The sequence below is a fragment of the Amycolatopsis sp. CB00013 genome, from assembly GCF_001905755.1.
GTDB classification, from domain to species: domain Bacteria; phylum Actinomycetota; class Actinomycetes; order Mycobacteriales; family Pseudonocardiaceae; genus Amycolatopsis; species Amycolatopsis japonica.
In genome coordinates this window covers 575,903-598,231 of the sequence record NZ_LIWC01000005.1, presented here as the reverse complement: position 1 = coordinate 598,231, position 22,329 = coordinate 575,903, and the positions used below count along the sequence as shown (strand labels likewise).

The window sequence follows — 22,329 nt, the reverse complement described above, 5'->3', positions numbered from 1 at the left end:
GCCCGGTGCACAACGAAGCCGGCGGTCCTTGGCGGCCGTCCCCTACCGAGGGTGTCCGGCCGGTTGGTTTCCTGTGAGCTACCGAAAGGTAACAGGCCCTCGCCGAAAGGTGCGCGTGATGCGGAAACGCCGGTTGCTGAACACCGTCCTCGTGACCTGCCTCGCCGCGGCACTGGGCTCGGCGCCCGCCGCCGCGGCGGAAGACGGCCTGCGGCAGGTGCTGTTCGTGGGCAACAACTGGGAGGGGACCGCGGACGTCATCGCGCCTTCCGGCGACTACGCCAAGATCGCGCGCGTGAACATGGTGCCGGACAAGGACGAACGGCTCACCGAGATCTACCTGAACCCGATCAAACTCGCCTTCTTCCTCGGCATCCGCAACGGTGTCGGCGAGGGACACGACCAGCTCGTCGACGATCTCTACACCACCCCGGACGGCCGCGCGGTGGTCGCTTCCCGCCCGAGTTTCGCCGACGTCGTGTCGATCGACCTCGCCACCGGCCGGGTCAACTGGCGGTTCCCGGTGTCGGGTTTCCGCTCCGACCACATGGCCGTGTCGCCGGACGGCCGCAGCATCGCGGTGTCGGCCTCGACGTCGAACACCGTCCACGTGCTCGACATCGAGACCGGACGGCAGCTCGGCTCGTTCAAGACCGGCGACAAACCGCATGAGAACACCTACACCGACGGCGGCCGGTACCTCTGGAACAGCTCGATCGGCGAGGTCAACACCGCGCTCGACGCGCCGTGGCAGGACTTCACCAAGGGCGACCGGCGGCTCACCGTCGTCGACGCGACCACCTTCAAGCAGGTGAAGGTGATCGACATGCGCGAGCGCTTGGACGCCTTCGGGCGTGGCGATCTCTCCGACGCCGTCCGGCCGGTGGCCTTCACCCCCGACGAGTCGAAGCTGTACTTCCAGGTGTCGTTCTTCAACGGCCTTCTCGAATACGACGTCGCCACCGACCGGATCACGCGGTCGAAGACGCTGCCGAAGAACCCGAACACCAGCGAGGACCGCACCACCTGGGTCAACGACTCCCGGCACCACGGGCTTTCGATGAGCCCGGCGGGCGACAAGCTCTGCGTCGCCGGGACGATGGACGACTACGCGACCATTGTGGACCGCGCGAGCCTGCGGGAGGCTCAGCTCGTGACGGCGGCGAAGCCGTACTGGGCGACCGTGAGCGGTGACGGAAGGCATTGCGTCATCTCGGAAAGCGGATCGGACCAGGTGACCGCGATCGACTTCGCGACCGGCGCGAAGGTGAAGTCCATTCCGGTCGGCGACCACCCGCAGCGGATCCGGATCGGCCACGTTCCCGAGGGCTGGGCGGGGCCCGCCGGCCGGTGACCCGCGCCGCTCAGCGCACGATCTTGGCTCCGCTGTGGCACCGTTTCAGGAATGAGTCTGCGCCTGGGGCCCTTGCTGCGGCATGTCGACGAGACGTCGGCGACGGTGTGGGTCGAGACCGGCACCGCCGGTGAGGTCGAAGTGCTCGGCACCACCGCGAGGACGTTCGAGATCAAGGGACATCACTACGCCCTGCTGGTGCTGACCGGTCTCGAACCCGGCTCGTGCGTCGAGTACGAAGTGCGCGTCGACGGCGAAAAGGTGTGGCCTCCGGCCGGTTCCGAGTTCCCGCCGAGCCGGATCCGGACGTTGCCCGAGGAGGAGTCGAGGGTCCGGCTCGTCTTCGGCTCGTGCCGCAAACCGCACGACGGCGACGCCTTCGGCCCGGACGCGCTGGCCGCGTACGCCCGCCGGATGGCCGCGGGCGAGGAAACCGAGTGGCCGCAGGCGTTGCTGATGCTGGGCGATCAGGTCTACGCGGACGAGACCACCGACGAGACGCAGGAATGGTTGAAACGCCGCCGGGACACCTCCCGGCCGCCGGGTACCGAGGTGATGGACTTCGAGGAATACACCCACTTGTACTTCGAGGCCTGGGGCGAACCGGCGATCCGCTGGCTGCTGTCCACCGTGCCGACGTCGATGATCTTCGACGACCACGACGTCCGCGACGATTGGAACACCTCCCTCGCCTGGCAGCGGCAGATGCGCGCGCAGCCGTGGTGGCGGGAACGGCTGCGCGGCGCGATCATGTCGTATTGGGTCTACCAGCACCTGGGGAACCTCGGCCCCGCGGAGCTCGCCGAAGACGGCACCTTCCAGAAGGCGATCTGTTCCGGCGGTGACAACGCCGAGCTGCTCTCCGCGTTCGCCGATGAAGCCGACAACGAACGCGACGGCACCAAAGGCGCGCGGTGGAGCTATCGCCGGGACTTCGGCGGCGTGCGGTTGCTGGTCATCGACAGCCGGGCGGGGCGGATCCTGGCGGGCGGCGCGCGGTCCATGGTCGACGACGACGAATTCGACTGGATCGAGGAGAACGCCGCCGCGCCGTGCGACCACCTGCTGATCGGCTCGTCGCTGCCCTGGCTGCTGCCGCCGGTCATCTCCCACCTGCAGTCGCTGAACGAACGTGCCTGCGACCGTCCCGGATGGCGCGGCAGGCTCGCGGAGAAGATCCGCCAGGCCGCCGACCTCGAACACTGGGCCGCGTTCCGGGCGTCGTTCGAGCGGTTGTCCGCGATGATCGCCCGCGAGGGACGGCGGGACGATCCGCCCGCCACCATCGCGGTGCTTTCGGGCGACGTCCACCACGCCTACATCGCCGAGGCGCACTACCCCGAGCCGGTGACTTCGACCGTCTTCCAGCTCACCTGCTCCCCGGTCCACAACGCCATGCCGCGTTTCCTCCGATGGGCTTTCGCCGGCACGTGGTCGGCCGCGGTGGCGTCCCTCGCGCGCCGCTGGGCCGGCCGGGGCGGCGTCGCGCCCGACCCGCTGACCTGGACCAAGGTGTCCGGACCGCATTTCGGCAACGTCATCGCCACGGTCGAGACCGAGGGCCGGGCGTGCGTCACGACGATCGAGCAGGCGACCGGCGACGGACTGGTCGAAGTGGCCCGACAGAGGCTTACCCGGGCCGAATAGGCGCTGGGTAATATCGGCCCGTGACAACCTCTGCCGAAACACTCGAGTTCCAGTCGGAGGCACGTCAGCTGCTTCAGCTGATGATCCACTCGATCTACTCGAACAAGGACACCTTCCTGCGGGAACTGGTGTCCAACGCCTCCGACGCACTGGACAAACTCCGCCTCGAAGCGTTCCGCGACAAGGAACTCCAGGCGGACACCGACGATCTCCACATCGAGATCGTGACCGACCCCGAAAACCGCACCCTCACCGTGCGGGACAACGGAATCGGGATGAGCCGGGACGACGTCGTGGCGCTGATCGGCACGATCGCGAAATCCGGCACCGCCGAATTCCTGAAGAAACTGAAGGAGACCAAGGATTCCGCGGCCTCGCAGGATCTGATCGGCCAATTCGGCATCGGCTTCTACGCCAGCTTCATGGTGGCCGACAAGGTCACGCTGCTGACCCGCCGCGCCGGATCGGACGAGGGCGTCCGCTGGGAATCCGAGGGCGAAGGCACGTACACCATCGAGACGGTCCCGGACCTGCCGCAGGGCACGTCGGTCGTCCTGCACCTCAAGCCCGAGGACGCCGAAGACCAGCTCTTCGACTACACCTCGGCCACGAAGATCAAGCAGATCGTCAAGAAGTACTCGGACTTCATCACCTGGCCCATCCGGATGACCGAAGGCGAAGAGGTCGTCACGGTCAACTCGATGAAGGCGCTGTGGGCCCGTCCGTCGTCCGACGTCACCGAGGACGAGTACAACGAGTTCTACAAGCACGTCGCGCACGACTGGAACGACCCGCTGGAGACGATCCGGCTCCAGGCCGAAGGCACCTTCGAGTACCAGGCGCTGCTGTTCCTGCCCGGCCACGCGCCGCTCGATCTGTTCATGCGGGAGCGCAAACGCGGTGTCCAGCTGTACGTGAAGCGCGTCTTCATCATGGACGACTGCGAAGCGCTGATGCCGGAATACCTGCGCTTCGTGAAGGGCGTCGTCGACGCGCAGGACCTCTCGCTCAACGTCTCGCGCGAGATCCTGCAGCAGGACCGGCAGATCCAGCTGATCCGCCGTCGCCTGGTCAAGAAGGTGCTGTCGACGGTCAAGACCCTGATGGCCGACGAGAACCGCTACAAGTACGACACCTTCTGGAAGGAGTTCGGCCGGGCCGTCAAGGAAGGCCTGCTGGACGACCACGAGAACCGCACCGCGATCCTCGACATCTGCTCGTTCGCCTCGACGAACGACCCGGAGAAGCTCACGTCGCTGCGTGAGTACGTCGAGCGGATGAAGGACGGCCAGGAGCACATCTACTACCTGACCGGCGAATCGCGGCAGAGCATCGAGAACTCCCCGCATCTGGAAGCCTTCCAGGCCAAGGGTTACGAGGTGCTCGTGCTCACCGACCCGATCGACGAGATGTGGGTCGACGCCGTCTCGGGCTACGAGGAGAAGCAGTTCCAGTCGGTCGCGAAGGGCGAGGTCGAACTCGACTCCGACACCACCGACGAGCAGAAGGAAGAGTTCTCCGGGCTGCTGACCTGGCTGACGACGACGCTGTCGGAGCAGGTCAAGGAGGTGCGGCTCTCGTCGCGGCTGACGACGTCGCCCGCCTGCATCGTCGGCGACACGAACGACGTCACCCCGACGCTGGAGAAGATGTACCGCGCGATGGGCCAGGAACTGCCGCAGATCAAGCGGATCCTGGAACTGAACCCGGGGCACCCGCTGGTGTCCGGGCTGCGGTCCTCGTTCACCGAGAAGGGCGAGTCCGAAGGGCTCGCGGAGACCGCGGAACTGTTGTACGGCATGGCTTTGCTCGCCGAAGGCGGCGAACTGGCCGACCCGGCGCGCTTTACCAAGCTGCTCGCCACGCACCTGCAGAAGACCCTGTAGTTCCGTGGTCTGAAGGGGCCCTTCACCGCATCGCATGCGGTGAAGGGCCCCTTCAGACCAGGCGACCCGAGGGCCGATCGTGGCCTGAACCGTCCACAAGGGACGCCGAGACTGACTCGATGCCCGATTTGAGCGCTTTGCGCAGAGGTCGTGAGTGATAAAGAGGGTTAGAACGACAATTGCCACTCACGACCCCCGGGCAATACTGCGCAAAGTGCCTGAATCGGGCGCTTTGATCTCGAAAAGTGACCTTTTTGGACAGTCCGGGGGCGGTAGGCCTCGGTGGTGCGCCCGCTTGCACCGCCGACTCAAGTTCGACAGCCCGTCCGGAACACGCACCTTCGCCGTCCCGGCATCCTGACGGCTCGCTACGGCCGGGTCTTCCAGAGCACCAGCACGAAGTACGGCGTCCCGACCATCGCGATGACCAGGCCCGCCGGGATCTGGGCGGGCGCGATGACCGTCCGCCCCAGGGTGTCCGCGACGCTCACCAGCAGCGCCCCGAGCGCCGCGGCCACCGGGACGATCCGGCCGTGCCGTCCACCCACCAGCGAGCGCGCCAGATGCGGTGCGACCAGGCCGACGAAGACGACCACACCGATGGCGGACACCGCGGTGGCCGCCAGGATCCCGGACGCCGCCAGCACCACCAGCCGTGACCGTTCGATGCGCATCCCGAGCACGCGCGGGGTGTCCTCGTCGAGGGCGTGCAGGTCGAGTTCCCGGTGCTTGATCCACAGCAACGGCGTCAGCGCGACGAGCGCGAGCGCCACCGGCACGACCTGGTCCAGCGTGCGGCCGTAGGTCGACCCGGAAAGCCAGGTCAGCGCCTTGGCCGAGTTCCACGGGTCGGAGACCACGATCAGCAGCGTGATCAGCGCCATCCCGGCCGACCAGACCGCGATGCCGATGATCACCAGCCGGTCCGAATCCAGCCCCGACCGCCACGCCAGCCCGTAGACCAGCAGGAACACCACGGTCGCGCCGGCGCCGGCCGCGCCGGCGATCGACCAGGCGCCGACCGCGGGGACGATGGTGATCAGCGTGATCGCGCCGAGCCCGGCGCCCGCGGTGATGCCGAGCAACCCGGGTTCGGCGAGCGGGTTGCGGCTGACCGACTGGATCCCGCAGCCGGACACGGCCAGCGCGGCACCGGCGAGCAGCGCGGCCAGCACCCGCGGAAGTCGTTGGTCCAGCACGAAGGTGAGCGCGGTCCCGGTGTTGCCGGTGACCCAGTTCGCGAGATCGCCGAGCAGCACTATGCGGTCGCCCAGCATCAGGCCTGCTACCGGGACGACGGCGAGGAGCGCCACCAGGACGACGGAAATGAGCACGAGCCGCCGGGTCGATCCGGCGACCCCGACCCGCCCGGCCGGGGCCGGACGGCGCGAGCCGCTTCCCCGGCCGCGCCGCGCCAGCCACACCATCACGACGGCGCCGACGATCGTGGTCACCACCCCGGTCGGCACCCGCACGGCGGCGGCCGAGCCCATGATCGCCCGCAGGACGACGTCGGCGCCGAGCACCGTGACGACGCCGACCAGCCCGGAAACCGGCAGCAGGGCACGATGTTTGGCGATCGGCAGCAGCAGCCGCGTGATCACCGGCGCGCTCAGCCCGACGAACCCGACCGGCCCGGCGACGGTCACCGCCGCCGCGGTCAGCGCGACGGTCAGCACGATCGCGGTGACCCGGGTCCGGCGGACGCGCAGGCCGAGCACGGTCGCGTTGTCGTCGCCGAGGGCGAGGATGTCGAGTTTGCCGCTCATCGCGACGAGCGCCACCACGGCGATCACCACGATCGGCGTCATCTGGGCGGTCGCGCGCAGATCGGCCACCGTCAGCGAACCGCTGCCCCAGGCGAACAGGCCGCTCGTCTCCTCCTCGAACAGGAGCAGCAGCAGGACGGTCACCGACTGGAGCGCCAGCAGCATCGCCGAACCGACGAGGACCAGCCGCGGGCTCGCGGCACCGCCGCCCGCGAGACCGAGTACGACGACGGCCGCGGCGAGCCCGCCCACGAACGCCGCCCCGCCCACCGGCACGAGCGGTAGCGAGAGACCGAACGCGGAAATGGCGACCACGGCGAAATGCGCGCCCGCGTTGACCGCGAGCGTGTCCGGCGAGGCGAGCGGATTCCTTGCCACGGACTGCATTCCCGCGCCCGCGACGCCGAGCGCGATCCCGAGCAGCAACGCGGCGAGCAGCCGGGGGACGCGCGCGCCCTCCAGTACCGCGAGGGTCTGCGCGTCGCCCTGGCCGAAGATCGCCTTCACCACGTCCAGCGGACCGGACGTCGAAGTGCCCTGCGTCAGGTGGATGCCGGCGAGGACGGCGATGAGCACCACCAGCCCCGCCGACACCGCGATGGTGCGGGCACGCATCAGGCCGTGACTGCCTTCACGATCTGGTCGGCGGTCATGATGATCGACTTCGGTCCGCCGAAGGTCCACGTGCCCGACTCGAGTTTGTGGATCTTCTTCGACACGACGAACGGCAGCCGCTGGTAGACGGCGTTCTGCGCGAGCCCGGTGGTGAAGACGTCCTCTTCGGACGCGCTGTAGAACAGCACGGTCTTCGGGTCGGTGATCGCGGTCAGGCCCTCGACGTCGGTCTGGCCGAGACCCCACTGCGGGTCGACCTTGCCGGTCCAGGCGTTCTTCAGGCCGACGGCCTCGGCGGTGTCGGAGACCAGCGAACCCTTGCCGAACGGGCGGATGCTGACGGTGCTGCCTTCGAGGTAGCCGTCGGCCATCAGGAACGGGGTGCCCGCGGCGCCCTTGGCCTCGACGGCCTTCTTGCCCTCCGCGAGTTTGGCGTCCATTTCGGACAGTTGCTTGTCCGCGTCGGCCTCCTTGCCGACCGTCTTCGCGATCAGCTTGAAGTCCTCGCGCAGGCGGTCGAAGTTCCGGCTCGCGTCGCTGGACTTGGTCACCACGACCGGCACGTACTTCTCGATCTGCGGGACCAGGGTCGAGTCACGCTCGTCGGCGATGATGACGACGTCGGGGTTCAGCCCGACGATCGCGTCGACGCTGGGCTCGTTGCGCTTGCCGACGTCCTTGACCTCGGCGGACAGCGGAGCGGCCTTGTCCCAGACGTTGTAGCCCGCGACGTCCGCGGCGCCGACCGGCATGACACCGAGCGACGCGACCATCTCGGCCTCGCCCCACTCCAGCGCGACGACGCGCTTCGCCGGGGCCTTGAGGGTGACGGCCTTGCCGCGCGCGTCGGTCACGGTGACCGGTCCGCTCGCGGCGGCGGATCCGCTCGGCGCGGCCGCGGTGTTCTCCGTGGTGCCGCAGGCGGAAAGCAGCAGGGCGGTCGCCGCGACGAGGGCGGCGGGGATCGGCAAACGCATGGTTCTTCCTGGATTTCTCAGGCGGGCCTGGGCGAATACCGCCCGAGTGGCCTGCAGTGGATCGCGCCCGTCACCGGGTCGTTCGCGACGTGGACGGTGACGCCGTAGGCCTTGGAGAGGTGTTCGGAGGTGAGCACCTGCCCGATGTCACCCGTGGCCACGATGGTTCCCTCGCTCAGCAGGACGACCTCGTCGGCGATGATCGCCGCGTGGTCGAGGTCGTGCAGCACCACGCCGACCGCGACGCCTTCTCCTGCCAGATCGCGGACGACGTCGAGGATCTCGACCTGATAGCGCAGGTCGAGATGGTTGGTGGGCTCGTCGAGCAGCAGCACGGAGGTCTGCTGGGCGAGACAGGAGGCGAGCCAGACGCGCTGGAGTTCGCCGCCGGAGAGCTCGTCGACCCCGCGTTCGGCCATCGCCGTCACGCCGGTGAGCTCCATCGCGCGGCGGACCGCGGCGGCGCCGTCGATGTCGACCCCGCGCCAGCCGGAGCGGTACGGATACCGGCCGTAGGAGACGACGTCGCGCACGGAGACCCCGCTCGGGGTGGGCCGGTGCTGGGTCAGCAGCGTGACCTGGCGGGCGAATTCCTTGCCGGACAACGCGTTGCCGCCCCAGACGGCGCGCTCTCCGAGCCGGACGCCGCCCTCGCGCGGCTTGTGCAGCCGCGCCAGCGAACGCAGGAGCGTCGACTTGCCGGAGCCGTTCGGCCCGACCAGCGCGGTCACCGTACCGGCGCGCAGGGACAGGGACACCCCGTCCACCACGGCCCGCTCTTGGTGCGCGAGCACCAGGTCATGGCCGGTGAGCAGCGCGTCTTCCGTAGACATGAGGGGAGCCTAACCTAAGGCGAGGCTCGGACCCATGTCACGAGAGACACAGAGCGCGGGGTGATTGTCCGGTTACGCTGCCCGTGCCGTTTCCCGCCGCCGCTTGGCCAGCCGCTTCCCGACGATCCCGTGCCGCGGCCCGAACAGGTACACCAGCGTGAACCCGGCGCCCTGCACCAGCACGATCATCCCGCCGGACGCGGTGTCGAGGTGGTAGCTCAGGTACAGCCCGGCCACCGCCGCGAGCACCGAGAACGACGGCGCGATCACGAGCATGCGGCCGAACCGGTCGGTCAGCAGGTACGCCGTCGCGCCGGGGATGATCAGCATCGCCACCACCAGGATCACGCCGACCACCTGCAGCGCCACCACCGCGGTCAGCGCGAGCAGGCCGAGCAGCGCGGCGCCGAGCACCCGCGGGTTGAGCCCGATCGCGTGCGCGTGCGTGGGATCGAAGGCGTACAAGGTGAAATCGCGGCGTTTGAGCACGAGCAGGGTGAGCGTGATCGCGCCGAGGACGCCGATCTGGATCAGATCCGAGGTGTCGACGCCGAGCAGGTTGCCGAAGATGATGTGGTTCAGGTCGGTCTGGCTCGGCGTCACCGAGATCAGCACGAGGCCGAGCGCGAACAACGTGGTGAACACGATGCCGATCGCGGCGTCCTCCTTGACCCGGCTGGTGTCCCGGACGACGCCGATCAACGCCACGGCGAGGAAGCCGAACACGACGGCGCCCAGCGCGAAGGGCGCGCCGAGGACGTAGGCGAGCACGACACCGGGCAGCACCGCGTGCGAGACCGCGTCGCCCATCAGCGACCAGCCGATCAGCACCAGCCAGCAGGAGAGCACCGCGCAGACCGCGGACGCGATCACCGTGGACGCCAGCGCCCGCACCATGAAGTCGTAGCTGAGCGGTTCGAGGAACAGGTCGTAGAGGCTCACGCGGGTTCTTCTTCCCGTTGCAGGACATCGAGTCCGAAGGCGAGCGCGAGATTCTCGGGCCGGAGCACCTCGCCGGGGGAGCCGTGCGCGAGCACCTTGCGCATCAGCAGGATCGCCTCGTCGGCCAGGCCGGGCAGCGCGTGCAGATCGTGGGTGGAGATCAGGACCGCGGCGCCGTCGGCCGCGAGTTCCTTGAGCAGCCGGGTGATCGTGGCCTCGGAGCGCTTGTCCACCCCGGCGAACGGCTCGTCCAGCAGCAGGACGCGGGCGCCCTGGGCGATCCCGCGCGCGACGAACGCACGTTTGCGCTGCCCGCCGGACAACTGACCGATCTGGCGTCCGGCGAGTTCGGTCAGCTCGACCCGTTCCAGCGCGTGGTCGACGGCTTCGTGGTCGGCGCGGCGCGGGCGGCGCGTGAAGCCGAGCCGCCCGTAGCGGCCGGTCATCACGACGTCCCGCACGGACAGCGGGAACGACCAGTCGACGTCCTCGCTCTGCGGTACATAGCCGATCACGCCGGTCTTGCGGGCGCGGGCGGGGGTGCCGCCGTCGATCGACACCGTGCCGGTGTCCGGCCGGACCATGCCCATGATCGTCTTGAACAGCGTCGACTTGCCGGAGCCGTTCATCCCGACCAGTCCGCACACGCGACCGTGATCGAGCGTGACGTCGACACCGTCGAGCGCGAGGACGTCGCCATAGTGGACGGTGACGCCTTCGACGCGGATCGCGGCCGTCACGGCTTCGCCCCGGTGAGCGCGGCGACGATCGTCTTCGAGTCGTGGCGGATGAGGTCGAGGTACGTCGGCACGGGACCTTCCGGCCCGGACAGCGAATCGACGAAGAGCACGCCGCCGAACGCGGCACCGGTCGCCGAGACGACCTGCCGCATCGGGGCGTCGGAGACGGTCGACTCGCAGAACACCGCGGGGACCTTGTTCTCCTTGACGAACCCGATCGCGCGGGTGATCTGCTGCGGGGTCGCCTGCTGTTCGGCGTTGACCGCCCAGATGTACCGCTCGGTGAGCCCGGTGTCGCGCGCCAGATAGGAAAAGGCGCCTTCGCAGGTGACCAGCGCGCGCTCGTTCTTCGGCAGGGCGCTCAGCGCGTTCGTCATCTCGTCCTGCACCCCTTGCAATTTCGCCTTGTAGGCGTCGCCGTTGGCCTTGAACACGGCGGCGTCGCCGGAGGAGAGCTCGCTGAACGCCTTCACCATGTTGTCCACGTAGATACCCACATTTTTCGGGGACATCCACGCGTGCGGGTTCGGCTTGCCCTGATAGGCGTCCTCGCCGATGGCGATGGGCTGGACACCTTCGCTGACCACCTTGTGCGGCGCGTCGCTCTCCTTGACGAACCGGGCGAACCACGCCTCCAGGTTCAGTCCGTTGTCGAGGATCAAGTCGGCCTTCGCGGCCTTCTTGATGTCGTCCGGCGTGGGCTCGTAGCCGTGGATCTCCGCGCCGGGTTTGGTGATCGACTCGACGCGGAGCTTGTCGCCCGCGACGTTCGAGGCGATGTCCGCCAGGACCGTGAACGTCGTCAGCACCACGGGCCGCTTGTCGTCCGTGCCGCCGGCGGGTCCGCCGCATGCGGACAGGACGAGTGCGGACGCCGCCAGCGCGCACACGGTCTTGCGCAGATTCGCCATCCCGTGAGTCTAGAGTTCGGTATGCCGAACTTCCAACTCACGTGTGCCTTAAATCTCGGTGGCGGTCCGGTCCCGTTCCCGTACGGACTCCAGCAGTAGCTGGGAAACGTCGCGCACAGTGACGTTCTCGCCACGCTTTTCGCTCTGCCGCTGCACGAGACCGTCGTTCAGCATCACGCGGCAGAACGGGCAGCCGGTGACAATCGTTTCGGCGTCGGTGCCGAGCGCTTCGTCGACGCGTTCGAGGTTGATGCGCTTGCCGATCTGCTCCTCCATCCACATCCGCGCGCCCCCGGCGCCGCAGCACAGCGAGCGGTCCGCGTGCCGGGGCATCTCGCTGAGCGTCGCGCCGGTCGCGCCGACGAGTTCGCGCGGCGGCTCGTAGACCTTGTTGTGGCGGCCGAGGTAGCACGGGTCGTGGTAGGTCACCGGGCCGGCGTCGACCGGTTTGACCGGCGTCAGCTTGCCCGCGCGGACGAGCCGGTTCAGTAGTTGCGTGTGGTGCAGAACCTCGTAGTGCCCGTCCAGTTGCGGGTACTCGCGGCCGAGGGTGTTGAGACAGTGCGGGCAGGTGGTGACGATCTTGCGCGTCCCCGGTTCGCGGCCCTCGAACACCGCGTTCAGCGTCTCGACGGTCTGCTGCGCGAGCATCTGGAAGAGGAATTCGTTGCCGGAGCGGCGCGCCGGGTCGCCGGTGCACGATTCGTCGGTGCCGAGGATCGTGTACTTCACCCCGGCGAGATGCAGGAGTTCCGCCGTGGCGCGGACGGTCTTGCGGGCGTTGTCGTCGAACGCGCCCGCGCACCCGACCCAGTAGACGTACTCGACGTCGTCGGCGAGCTCACCGTCGAAGATCGGCACCTCGAAGCCGAGGTCCTTCGTCCAGGCGAGCCGGTCGGAGTTGTTCTGGCCCCAGGGATTCCCCTTGGTCTCGAGGTTCTTGAACAGCACGCCGAGCTCGCTCGGGAAGGCCGACTCGATCATCACCTGGTAGCGGCGCATGTCCACGACGTGGTCCACGTGCTCGATGTCGACCGGGCACTGCTCGACACAGGCGCCGCAGGTGGTGCACGACCAGAGGACGTCCGGGTCGATGACGCCGAAGTCCTCCTTGGTGCCGACCAGCGGACGCTCTTCGGGAGCTTCCTTCCCGTCCAGGATGTACGGCGCCTTCTCGAAGAGATGGTCCCGCAGGTCCATGATCAACAGCTTGGGGGACAACGGTTTGCCGGTGTTCCACGCCGGGCACTGCGACTGGCAGCGGCCGCATTCGGTGCACGTGGCGAAATCGAGCATGCCCTTCCAGGTGAAGTCCTCGATCTTGCCGCGGCCGAACGTGTCGTCCTCGCCCGGATCCTCGAAGTCGATCGGCTTGCCGCCGGATTCCATCGGCAGCAGCGGGCCGAGCGCGTCCGGGAGCCGTTTCGCGGTGACGTTGACCGGCGCCAGGAAGATGTGCAGGTGCTTGGAGTAGAGCACGATCGACAGGAACGCCAGCATCACGCCGATGTGCAGCAGCAGCCCGACGGTCTCCAGTGGTTCGGTGACCGACGTCCCCAGCGGCTCCAGGAGTTCGCCGACGCCGAGGGAGACCCACGCGCCCGACTCGTACGGGAAGACGCCGACCGCCGCCGAAGCGCCGCGGAAGAGGAACATCGTCCAGATCACGTTGAAGATCATGAACAGGATCAGCCAGGCGCCGCCGGTGTGCGAGCCGAAGAACCGCGACGCGCGCTCCTTTCGTTCGGGTGCTTGGCGGATCCGGATGACCGCGAAGACCGCGAGCGAGACGAGTACCGCGACCGCGATGAAATCCTGCAGGAAACCCAGGACCGCCCAGTGCCCGATGAGCGGGATGTGGAAGTCGTGGTCGAACAGGGCGCCGTACGCCTCGACGTAGACCGAACCGAGGATCACGAAACCCCAGAACGTGAACAGATGCGCGAGCCCGGGGACGGACCATTTGAGCAGTTTGCGCTGTCCGAAGACCTCGGCCAGATGCGTTTTCGCGCGGACGGCCATGACGTCGGAGCGTTTCTCGTCCGGCTGGCCGGAACGGATCAGTTTGGCGAGCCAGGCGGCGCGACGGGCGGCGAAGGCGAGGCCGGCGACGGTGATGAGCAGACCGAGGATGAGACGAACGAGCACGAGTCCTCCGGGGGAGAATCGGCTCAGTGAGAGCCGGTGTAGTACCGGCACGCCTTGCAGGCGTACCGCATTTTGGCCACTCGCCACCGTTTTCGGTAGGCCTCCAGATGGCCCGGTCGTGGCGGATGCACGCCGAGCCTGCGGTGACGGCGGATCCGCCGTCCCGTTTCGAAGAGTTCGGTCGCCAGGCCGAGATAGGCACGCCTGAGCGCGATCCCCGGCTCCGCGGCGAGGTTGTCCCGGCAGAATCGGTGCAGCAGTGCGAGATCGGGGAGACCGGGGGAGGTCACGCCGGGGAGGTGTTCGACGACGCCGAGGCCGGGATGTCCGGCGGACACGGAGAATCTCGCGGGGAGTCCACAGTGGACGCAGGTGAGCGTGCAACTCAGGCACCGGGTGACGTGGCGGATCCGCCGTTCGCGCTGATCCTCGTCGATCGTCTCGCGAACGTGCCAACCCAATGGAGCCTCCCAAGACCGTGGTGTGTCCTGTGTCACTCTCAATACTGGAGAGTAGGGCTCGTCCCGATGGTGCGACAGGGCCAACCGGATGGCTTCCGGGCGGCCGGTCGGCGTAACGCTCCGCTCCCAGGCCAGATCGCATTCAGAGGACTAAATGCGGGGAGGGATCGCGCACGCTTCCGCACACCGTGACCCAGTCGTAGCCGAAAACGGCCCGCCCGGCGTCACGCGCTGGTTATAGTCCTGACCCGGGGTAATGGGGGAGGGAACGACGGCGATGGGCGGGTTCGTCACCGCGGCTCTGGGGTTCCCGGCCGTGCTCTTCAGCTTCCTGCTGATCGTGGTGATCGGCTACTGGCTGCTGGCACTGCTCGGCGCGGTCGATGTCGACGACTTCGACGGCGGCGACGGGCTCTTGGCGGGCTTCGGCGGCGTCCCACTGTCCATTTCGCTCTCTTTGCTGATCGCATTCACCTGGTTCGCCAGCCTGGCAGGGACGGTTCTTCTCGATGACCTTGAGCTTTCGACACCATCGAGGATCGGGTTCGGGGTCGGCGTGCTCGCCGTCGCGCTCGTCCTCGGCACACTCGGGACGAGGGTGATCGTGGTGCCACTACGCCGGGTGTTCGGTCCCGCGAGGGAACCGAGCAGGAAGGACTTCGTCGGCAGGGCGGCGGTCATTCGCACCTCGTCGGTCACGCACGACTTCGGTCAGGCCGAAGTCGCCGCCGCCGACGGGTCGACGGCCATTGTGGACGTTCGGCAGGCGGGTCAAGGCAACCTGACGGCGGGCAGCCGCGTAGTTCTCTATGACTACGACTCCGAACGCGAGTTCTTCTGGGTCGAGTCTTTGGACATCTGAAGCAGAAAAGGAACACTATGGGTGCCATCAGCGTGGGGGCCGGCGTTCTGATCGCCGTGGTAGTTGTCATCCTCCTGGTCTTGCTCTTCACGATCACCAGGTTGTTCAAGAAGGTGCCGCAGGGTAAGGCACTGATCATCTCGAAGGTCCGCCGCGTCGACGTGACGTTCACCGGCGCGATCGTCCTGCCTGTACTGCACAAGGCCGAGATCATGGACACCTCGGTCAAGGCCATGGAGATCACCCGGACCGGCCGTGAGGGCCTGATCTGCCGGGACAACATCCGCGCCGACATCCGGATCTCGTTCTTCGTGCGGGTCAACAAGACCGTCGAGGACGTGATCAAGGTCGCGCAGGCCATCGGCACCGAACGCGCGAGCCACGAGGCGACCCTGCAGGAGCTGTTCAACGCCAAGTTCTCCGAGGCGTTGAAAACCGTCGGCAAGCAGCTGGACTTCGTGGATCTCTACACCAAACGCCACGAATTCCGCGATCAGATCATCCGCGTCATCGGCACCGACCTCAACGGGTACAGCCTGGAGGACGCGGCCATCGACTACCTCGAGCAGACGCCGATGGCGCAGCTCGACTCCGCGAACATCCTCGACGCGCAGGGTATCCGCAAGATCACCGAGCTGACCGCGATCGAGCACGTGCGCACCAACGAGTTCCGCCGCAGCGAGGAGAAAGAGATCACCCGCCAGAACGTGGACGCCAAGGAGGCGATCCTCGAACTGGAGCGGCGGCAGGCCGACGCGGAGATCAAGCAGCGCCGCGAGGTCGAGACCATGCGCGCCCGCGAAGAGGCCGAGATCGCCAAGGTGCAGGCGGAGGAGCGGCTCAAGTCGCAGGCCGCCGGACTGCGCACGGACGAGCAGCTCGGCATCCAGCACCAGAACCAGCAGCGTGAGATCGAGGTCGCGGGCAAGAACCGCGAACGCGTGATCGCCATCGAGAGCGAGCGCATCGAGAAGGACAGGCTGCTCGAGGTCATCGGCCGCGAACGCGAGACCGAGCTGTCCCGGATCGCCAAGGACAAGGAAGTCGAGACCGAGAAGCGGTCCATCGCCGAGGTGATCCGCGAGCGCATCGCGGTCGAGAAGACCGTGGCGGAGCAGGAAGAGAACATCAAGAAGCTCCGCGTCGTCGAAGAGGCGCAGCGTCAGCGCGAGGCCATCATCATCCGGGCCGAGGCGGAGGCGCAGGAGAACCTCGTCAAGGACATCAAGGCCGCGGAAGCCGCCGAGGCCGCGTCGAAGCACAAGGCCCGCGAGGAGCTGACGCTGGCTGAGGCGCGTCAGCAGGCCGCCGAGCTGGAGACCAGGGCGAAGATCCGCCTGGCCGAAGGCATCCAGGCCGAGGAGGCCGCCGTCGGCCTGGCCGCGGCGCAGGTCAAGGAACGCGACGCCGACGCGCTGGAGAAGGTCGGCCGCGCCGAGGCCATCGTCGAACGCGAGAAGGCGATCGTGCTCGCCGACGCGATGCGCGACAAGCTCAAGGGCGAGGCCGAAGGTCTCACCGAGAAGGCCGCCGCGATGGCCGCGCTCGACTCCGCCAGCCGCCAGCACGAGGAGTACCGCCTGCGCCTGGAGGCCGAGAAGGAGATCCGGCTCGCCGCGCTCAACGTGCAGCGCGAGGTCGCCGAGGCGCAGGCCACGGTGCTGGGCATCGGGCTGGAGAAGGCCGACATCGACATCGTCGGCGGGGAGACCATGTTCTTCGAGAAGGTGATCGGCTCGATCGGCCTCGGCAAGAGCGTGGACGGTTTCGTCGAGCACTCGGACGTCGTCCAGACGCTCGGGAAGTCGTGGCTCGACGGGACGGGCAGCTTCACCGACGACCTGACCAAACTGGTCGGCTCGGTGAGCACGGAGGACGTGAAGAACCTGACGCTGTCGGCCTTCCTGGCCAAGCAGCTGCAGGCGGGCGGCCCGGACAGCGGCAAGGTGCAGGAACTGCTGGCCATGGCGCAGCGGCTCGGCCTCGCTGACAAGTCCGTCGCCGCTCTCGCCCCCGCGAAGCAGTGACGGCGACCGAACCGGCGGCAGGAACGGAGCAGCTGGACGCGGGCACCTACGAGGTGCTCCGCGCCCGGCTCGCCGCACAGGCCGCCGAACTGGCGAAACGCGCGGACGAGCTCAACACCGCGCGGCTCGGCGTCTTCGGCAGCGCGCAGCTCGCGCTGATCGGCACGGAGCGGATCCGCACCGCGAACAACTGCGTACCGCGCGACGTCGTGTCGGTCGGCGGGCGGATGTTGTTCGGCTACAACGTCTTCATCGGCCTCAAGCCGGAGACGACGGTCGACGACGTCTTCTCGCTGCACGGTTTCAGCCATGACGACGAGGCGTTCCGCTTCGACGACGTGCCTGCCGAGGAGCTGCCGGAGCTGTTGCGCGACGAGCAGTTCGTCCGCGATTTCGCCGAGCTGTACCGGTACTACCGGCAGGCGAAACTGCTGCAGCTGCGGCGGGTCGAGGGCAAACTGCTCGCGGTGTTCCAGATCGGCCCGCGGACCGAGGACATCCGCGTGCTGCGCTGGGGCGTGGCCGCCGACGGCAAGGTGTCCTATGTGGACAGCCGAGGCGAACGCGACCACGTCTTCCCGCCGTCGCACGACTTCGAATGGGTCGAGACCGGCCGCGAGCAGCACGTCCTCGGGCGGCATCCGCATATCTCGATCGAGGGCGAGGTGTTCGTCGAGACCGTCGGCGGCAACCTGACGATCAAGGTCGAGAACAACACCGAGACCGGTGAAGGCGTCTACTCCGAACCGGTCGACGAGCCACTGCAGAGCCTGGCCGACGCCGAGGTCTCCTACGCCAGGATCGGCCCGCTGATCCTGCTGCGGATGCTGCCGTACAAGGAGACCGAGCACCGGTACCTGGTGTTCAACACCCGCACCCGGAACGTGGTGCGCCTCGACGGGATCGGGCAGGCGTGCCAGCGGCTGCCCGAGGACCACGGGATCATCTTCCCCGGCGGCTACTACCTCGACACGGGTGTCAGCAAGACGTTCGACACCACTGTGGACGGTCTCGAATTCGAGCGCGTGATCCGTTCGCCCAACGGGGAGGACGTGCTCTACGTCTTCCACGCGCGGGCCGACGGGCGCTCGCTGCTCCTGCCGTACAACGTGATCCGCAAAGAGGTCTCGAACCCGATCCCGTGCCACGGGTATTCGCTGTTCGACGACGGCACGATGGTGCTGTTCCGCGCGCTGTCCGACGAGCCGAGCCGCGTGCACCCGATGCAGGTGTGGCGGACGCCGTTCCAATCGGATACGTACGCCGCGTCGCAGCCGGCCGGGACGGGGCCGCTGGAGCGGGTCGGCAACGCCGATCTGGTCCGCGGGATCTCCGACTGTCTCTCGATCGGCCGGATGGTCGGCGAGATGGCGCCGTCGGCGGCGGTGTTCGAGGCGCTGATCGCCGCGTGCGCGCGGGTCTTCGACCACTATCACTGGCTCGGTGAGGCCGAACTCGGCGATCTGCGGTCCCCGCTGTCCGACGTCCGGGTCACCGCCGAGCAGGTGCTCGACGAATTCGAGACGGTCACCTCGCTCACCGCGCAGGCGGCCGAAGCCGTCGAAGAAGCGGCCGCCGAGACCGCGTCGCTGGTGCGCAAGGTCCGCGGCGAGGCGCTGAACGCGGCCGACGCGTGGGTGCGCAGGCTCGCGGAGATGCACCGTGCGCGCGGGCATCTCGTCACCGTGCGGGAGCTGCGGTACGTCGACACCGACCGGGTCGACAAGCTGATCGCCGATCTCGACTCGGAATTCGGCGAGGCCGCGCAGCGGGCCGTCCGGTTCCTGCAGGGCGAGGACGCGTTCACGAGCTATCACGCCGAGGTCGACGGCCTCATCGAGGCGGCGGGCGCGATCTCGACCGTCGCCGAAGCGGTCCCGGTCGCCGAACAGCTGGACGAGCAGTCCGGCGGGCTCGAAGTCCTCACCGACGTCGTCGGCGGGCTGGAGATCGCGGACGCCGTGGTGCGGACGAAGATCCTCGAACGCGTCGGGGAGGTCATCGGCGCGGTCAACCGGGCTCGCGCAACCCTCGACGCGCGCCGCAAGGAACTGCTGGAGACCGAGGGCCGGGCCGAGTTCGCCGCCGAGTTCGCGCTGCTCGCGCAGGCCATCACCGGCGGTCTCGCGGTCGCGGACACGCCGGACCGCTGCGACGAGCAGCTCGGCAGATTGCTGCTGCAGCTGGAAAACCTCGAATCGCGGTTCGGGGAGTTCGACGACTTCCTGGCGTCGCTCGGCGAGAAGCGCACCGATGTCTACGAGGCGTTCTCCTCGCGCAAGCAGGCACTGCTCGACGAGCGGGCGCGCAGGGCGGACCGGCTGGTCGATTCGGCCGAGCGGATCCTCACGAGCGTGACCCGGCGGGTCGGAACGCTCGGTTCGGTCGACGAGATCAACACCTACTTCGCCTCCGACCCGATGGTCGCAAAACTGCGCAGCGTCGTCACCGAACTGCGTGAACTCGGCGATCAGGTGCGCGCCGAAGAGCTCGAAGGCCGCGTCAAGGCCGCGCGCCAGGAAGCCGGGCGCGCGCTGCGTGACAGGCTGGACCTCTACGGCGAGGGCGGCGAAACGATCCGCCTGGGCCGCAACACCTTCGCGGTCAACACCCAGGACATCGACCTCACCCTGGTGCCGCACGACGGCGGGATGAAGTTCGCGATCACCGGCACCGATTACCGTTCGCCGGTGCGGGATTCCGCGTTCGAGGAGACGCGGCCGTACTGGGACCAGCTGCTGGTCTCGGAGTCGGCCGAGGTCTACCGCGCCGAGTACCTGGCGACGTCGATCCTGGCCGAGCAGCCGGACTTGCAGGACGGCGATCTGCTGGAGGTCGTCCGGCGTGCGGCGGGGGATCGGTACGACGAGGGTTACGCGCGTGGCGTGCACGACCACGATGCCGCCGCCATCCTGGCGGTGCTGGTGCGCCTGCGGTCCGCTGCCGGGTTGCTGCGGTATCCGCCCGCCGCCCGGGCCGCCGCCCAGCTGTTCTGGGCTTTCGGCGCCGAAGAGGCGGCGAAGTCCGCCTGGACCACGCGTGCCGCGTCGCTCTCGCGAGTGCGGGAGGCGTTCGGGCACACCACGGCGATCGACGCACTGGCACGGGAACTCGCCGACGCGATGGCCGCGTTCGCGACGTCCTCGGGGCTGACGCTGGATCTGGAACTGGCCGGCGAGTACCTGTTCGAGGAACTGGCCGACGCGTCGCCGGGGTTCGTCACCAGCGGTGGCGCGCGGACGCTGCTCGACAAGTTCCGGCTGGACCGCCGGAGCTTCGCCGAAGATCTGCGTGCGCTCGAAAGTCTCGCGGATCGTCATCAGCTCGCCGAGGCATGGTTGCGGTCCTTTGTGGACTCTGCTGGCCTTTCTCGTGACGAACTCGCGGAGGCCGTCGCGATCGAGCTGGCCGACCTGCCGCGATACGACTCTTCGGCCGAACTTTCGGCCACTGTGGACGGTCTGCTCGGCTCGCATCCGCGGATCGTCAACCGGTCGCTGACCCTGCGGCTCGATGAGACACTCGCCAGGACTCGGCGATTCCGGCGCGATCGCGTCCCCGGTTTCCGTGCGTACCAACGGTTGCGCAACGACCTGGTGGCGGCCGAACGCGACAGGCTGCGGCTGGCCGAGTACAAGCCGAAGGTGATGAGCGCCTTCGTGCGCAACAGGCTCCTCGACGAGGTCTATTTGCCGCTGATCGGCGACAACCTCGCGAAACAGCTCGGCGCGACGGGCGACGCGCGGCGGACCGACCAGTCCGGTCTGCTGCTGCTCATCTCGCCGCCCGGCTACGGCAAGACGACACTCATGGAGTACGTCGCGAGCCGTCTCGGGCTGGTTTTCGTGAAGGTGAACGGGCCGGCGCTCGGGCACGAGGTCACGTCGGTGGATCCGGCGGACGCGCCCAACGCGACGGCGCGGCAAGAGGTCGAGAAGATCTCGTTCGCGCTGGAGCAGGGCAACAACGTGCTGCTGTATCTGGACGACATCCAGCACACTTCGCCGGAACTGTTGCAGAAGTTCATCTCGCTGTGCGACGCGCAGCGGCGGATGGAAGGTGTGTGGGAGGGCCGGACGCGGACGTATGACCTGCGGGGCAAGCGGTTCGCCGTCTGCATGGCCGGTAACCCGTACACCGAGCAGGGCAAGCGGTTCCGGATCCCGGACATGCTCGCCAACCGCGCGGACGTGTGGAACCTCGGCGATGTGTTGTCGGGCAAGGAAGACCTGTTCGCGCTGAGCTACATCGAAAACTCGCTCACTGCCAACACCGTGCTGGCCCCGCTGGTCTCGCGGGAACGGTCCGATGTGGACGTTCTGGTCCGCCTGGCCCGCGGCGACGGCTCGGTGCGGGCGGATCAGCTGAAACACGCGTACTCGGCGACCGAACTGGAGCAGATCCTCGCCGTGCTGCGAAAACTGATCAAGGTGCAGCGGATCGTCCTGACGAACAACCAGGCCTACATCGCCTCCGCGGCGCAAGCGGACGCGTCCCGGGTCGAACCGCCGTTCCAGCTCCAAGGCTCGTATCGCAACATGAACAAACTCGCCGGCCGGATCGTGCCCGCGATGAACGACGCGGAGCTGGAAGCGCTGATCGACGACCACTACGCCGGCGAAGCGCAGACGCTCACTTCGGGCGCCGAAGCCAACCTGTTGAAGCTGGCCGAACTCCGCGGCCGTCTGAGCGACTCGCAGGCGCAGCGATGGGCGGATGTGAAGGCGGCTTACCTGCGTGCGCAAGCGCTGGGCGGGGACGATGAGGACCCGATGAGCCGCGCTGTCGGCGCTGTGGGGCTGCTGGCCGATCGGGTGGGTGCGGTGGAGGCGGCTATTGAGCGGGCTTCGGAGCGGATGGTTGTGCGGGATGTGATGTAGGGCTTTCTTGGGTTTTGACTGAGGCGGCCCATTGCCGGGAGACGGTGATGGGCCGCCGGTTTTGTTGCCATGGTGGACAGTCCTCGCGCTGAGGAGGCTCGTTGCCGAAAAACGGCGACGGCGTCTACGCGTCTTTCTCCATTGCTGGAATTTGTTTCATATTACTTGCTGGTGATACTGATGTCGTGTGCGTTGCCGAAAATCGGCAATGCCTCTGTCGTTCGCGGGGCCGGGAATTGTCGGTGGTGGGTCGTAGGTTCGTGGGGTGGATACTCAT

Annotated in this window: 14 protein-coding genes; 6 read left to right on the top strand and 8 right to left on the bottom strand. The window is 67.9% G+C overall.

The genetic code is table 11. The features are described from left to right. Positions 1-118: 118 nt before the first annotated feature. The 3 genes from AMK34_RS32760 to htpG are packed head-to-tail and all read left to right on the top strand — an operon-like array spanning position 119 to position 4,887. On the top strand, positions 119-1,354 hold the full coding sequence (locus AMK34_RS32760; protein ID WP_073847919.1) for a YncE family protein: 1,236 nt from the start codon (positions 119-121) through the stop codon (positions 1,352-1,354). A gap of 51 nt (positions 1,355-1,405) precedes the next feature. Further along, a complete protein-coding gene (locus AMK34_RS32755; RefSeq protein ID WP_073847918.1) occupies positions 1,406-3,001 on the top strand; it encodes an alkaline phosphatase D family protein in 1,596 nt (531 codons plus the stop codon). A 20-nt stretch (positions 3,002-3,021) separates the two neighbouring features. Further along, on the top strand, positions 3,022-4,887 hold the full coding sequence (gene htpG / locus AMK34_RS32750) for a molecular chaperone HtpG (RefSeq protein WP_073847917.1): 1,866 nt from the start codon (positions 3,022-3,024) through the stop codon (positions 4,885-4,887). Between the two features lie 368 nt (positions 4,888-5,255). On the opposite strand, the gene AMK34_RS32745 is transcribed toward htpG, so the two are convergent. The 8 genes from AMK34_RS32745 to AMK34_RS32710 all read right to left on the bottom strand — a co-directional run bounded on the left by AMK34_RS32745 (position 5,256) and on the right by AMK34_RS32710 (position 14,283). Next, positions 5,256-7,271 (bottom strand): iron ABC transporter permease, encoded by a 2,016-nt coding sequence (locus AMK34_RS32745; RefSeq protein ID WP_073847916.1) that lies wholly within the window; start codon positions 7,269-7,271, stop codon positions 5,256-5,258. After that, positions 7,271-8,248, bottom strand: a complete 978-nt coding sequence (locus AMK34_RS32740) for an ABC transporter substrate-binding protein (protein WP_073847915.1) — start codon at positions 8,246-8,248, stop codon at positions 7,271-7,273. Before AMK34_RS32740 ends, AMK34_RS32745 begins: the two co-directional genes overlap by 1 nt. Before the next feature lie 17 nt (positions 8,249-8,265). Then, positions 8,266-9,081, bottom strand: coding sequence for an ABC transporter ATP-binding protein (locus AMK34_RS32735; protein ID WP_073847914.1), 816 nt, complete (start codon positions 9,079-9,081; stop codon positions 8,266-8,268). Between the two features lie 72 nt (positions 9,082-9,153). Next, complete coding sequence (locus AMK34_RS32730; RefSeq protein WP_037346150.1) at positions 9,154-10,023, bottom strand: metal ABC transporter permease; 870 nt, start codon at positions 10,021-10,023, stop codon at positions 9,154-9,156. After that, a complete protein-coding gene (locus AMK34_RS32725; protein ID WP_038518545.1) occupies positions 10,020-10,763 on the bottom strand; it encodes a metal ABC transporter ATP-binding protein in 744 nt (247 codons plus the stop codon). The genes AMK34_RS32730 and AMK34_RS32725 overlap by 4 nt, the downstream gene beginning before the upstream one ends. Next, complete coding sequence (locus tag AMK34_RS32720; protein ID WP_038518543.1) at positions 10,760-11,674, bottom strand: metal ABC transporter substrate-binding protein; 915 nt, start codon at positions 11,672-11,674, stop codon at positions 10,760-10,762. The genes AMK34_RS32725 and AMK34_RS32720 overlap by 4 nt, the downstream gene beginning before the upstream one ends. A gap of 48 nt (positions 11,675-11,722) precedes the next feature. After that, positions 11,723-13,822: a (Fe-S)-binding protein gene (locus AMK34_RS32715; RefSeq protein WP_038518540.1), complete on the bottom strand. Its 2,100-nt coding sequence runs from the start codon at positions 13,820-13,822 to the stop codon at positions 11,723-11,725. A gap of 23 nt (positions 13,823-13,845) precedes the next feature. After that, complete coding sequence (locus tag AMK34_RS32710) at positions 13,846-14,283, bottom strand: hypothetical protein (RefSeq protein ID WP_073847913.1); 438 nt, start codon at positions 14,281-14,283, stop codon at positions 13,846-13,848. Positions 14,284-14,560: 277 nt separating this feature from the next. Here AMK34_RS32710 and AMK34_RS32705 point away from each other — a divergent pair, with 277 nt between their 5' ends. The 3 genes from AMK34_RS32705 to AMK34_RS32695 all read left to right on the top strand — a co-directional run bounded on the left by AMK34_RS32705 (position 14,561) and on the right by AMK34_RS32695 (position 22,052). Then, a complete protein-coding gene (locus tag AMK34_RS32705; protein WP_037346159.1) occupies positions 14,561-15,145 on the top strand; it encodes a hypothetical protein in 585 nt (194 codons plus the stop codon). Between the two features lie 80 nt (positions 15,146-15,225). Beyond that, a complete protein-coding gene (locus AMK34_RS32700) occupies positions 15,226-17,172 on the top strand; it encodes a flotillin family protein (protein ID WP_228694680.1) in 1,947 nt (648 codons plus the stop codon). Further along, positions 17,169-22,052 carry a DNA repair ATPase gene (locus tag AMK34_RS32695; RefSeq protein ID WP_073847912.1) on the top strand — a complete coding sequence of 1,628 codons (4,884 nt, stop codon included), beginning with the start codon at positions 17,169-17,171 and terminating at the stop codon, positions 22,050-22,052. The genes AMK34_RS32700 and AMK34_RS32695 overlap by 4 nt, the downstream gene beginning before the upstream one ends. The last annotated feature ends 277 nt before the right edge of the window (positions 22,053-22,329 follow it).

Excerpts from the sequence above, each read along its gene's own strand:
- AMK34_RS32745 (WP_073847916.1), bottom strand. The coding sequence starts at position 7,271 with ATGCGTGCCCGCACCATCGCGGTGTCGGCGGGGCTGGTGGTGCTCATC.
- AMK34_RS32755 (WP_073847918.1), top strand. The coding sequence starts at position 1,406 with ATGAGTCTGCGCCTGGGGCCCTTGCTGCGGCATGTCGACGAGACGTCG.
- AMK34_RS32735 (WP_073847914.1), bottom strand. The coding sequence starts at position 9,081 with ATGTCTACGGAAGACGCGCTGCTCACCGGCCATGACCTGGTGCTCGCG.
- AMK34_RS32720 (WP_038518543.1), bottom strand. The coding sequence starts at position 11,674 with ATGGCGAATCTGCGCAAGACCGTGTGCGCGCTGGCGGCGTCCGCACTC.
- AMK34_RS32760 (WP_073847919.1), top strand. The coding sequence starts at position 119 with ATGCGGAAACGCCGGTTGCTGAACACCGTCCTCGTGACCTGCCTCGCC.
- AMK34_RS32705 (WP_037346159.1), top strand. The coding sequence starts at position 14,561 with ATGGGCGGGTTCGTCACCGCGGCTCTGGGGTTCCCGGCCGTGCTCTTC.
- AMK34_RS32740 (WP_073847915.1), bottom strand. The coding sequence starts at position 8,248 with ATGCGTTTGCCGATCCCCGCCGCCCTCGTCGCGGCGACCGCCCTGCTG.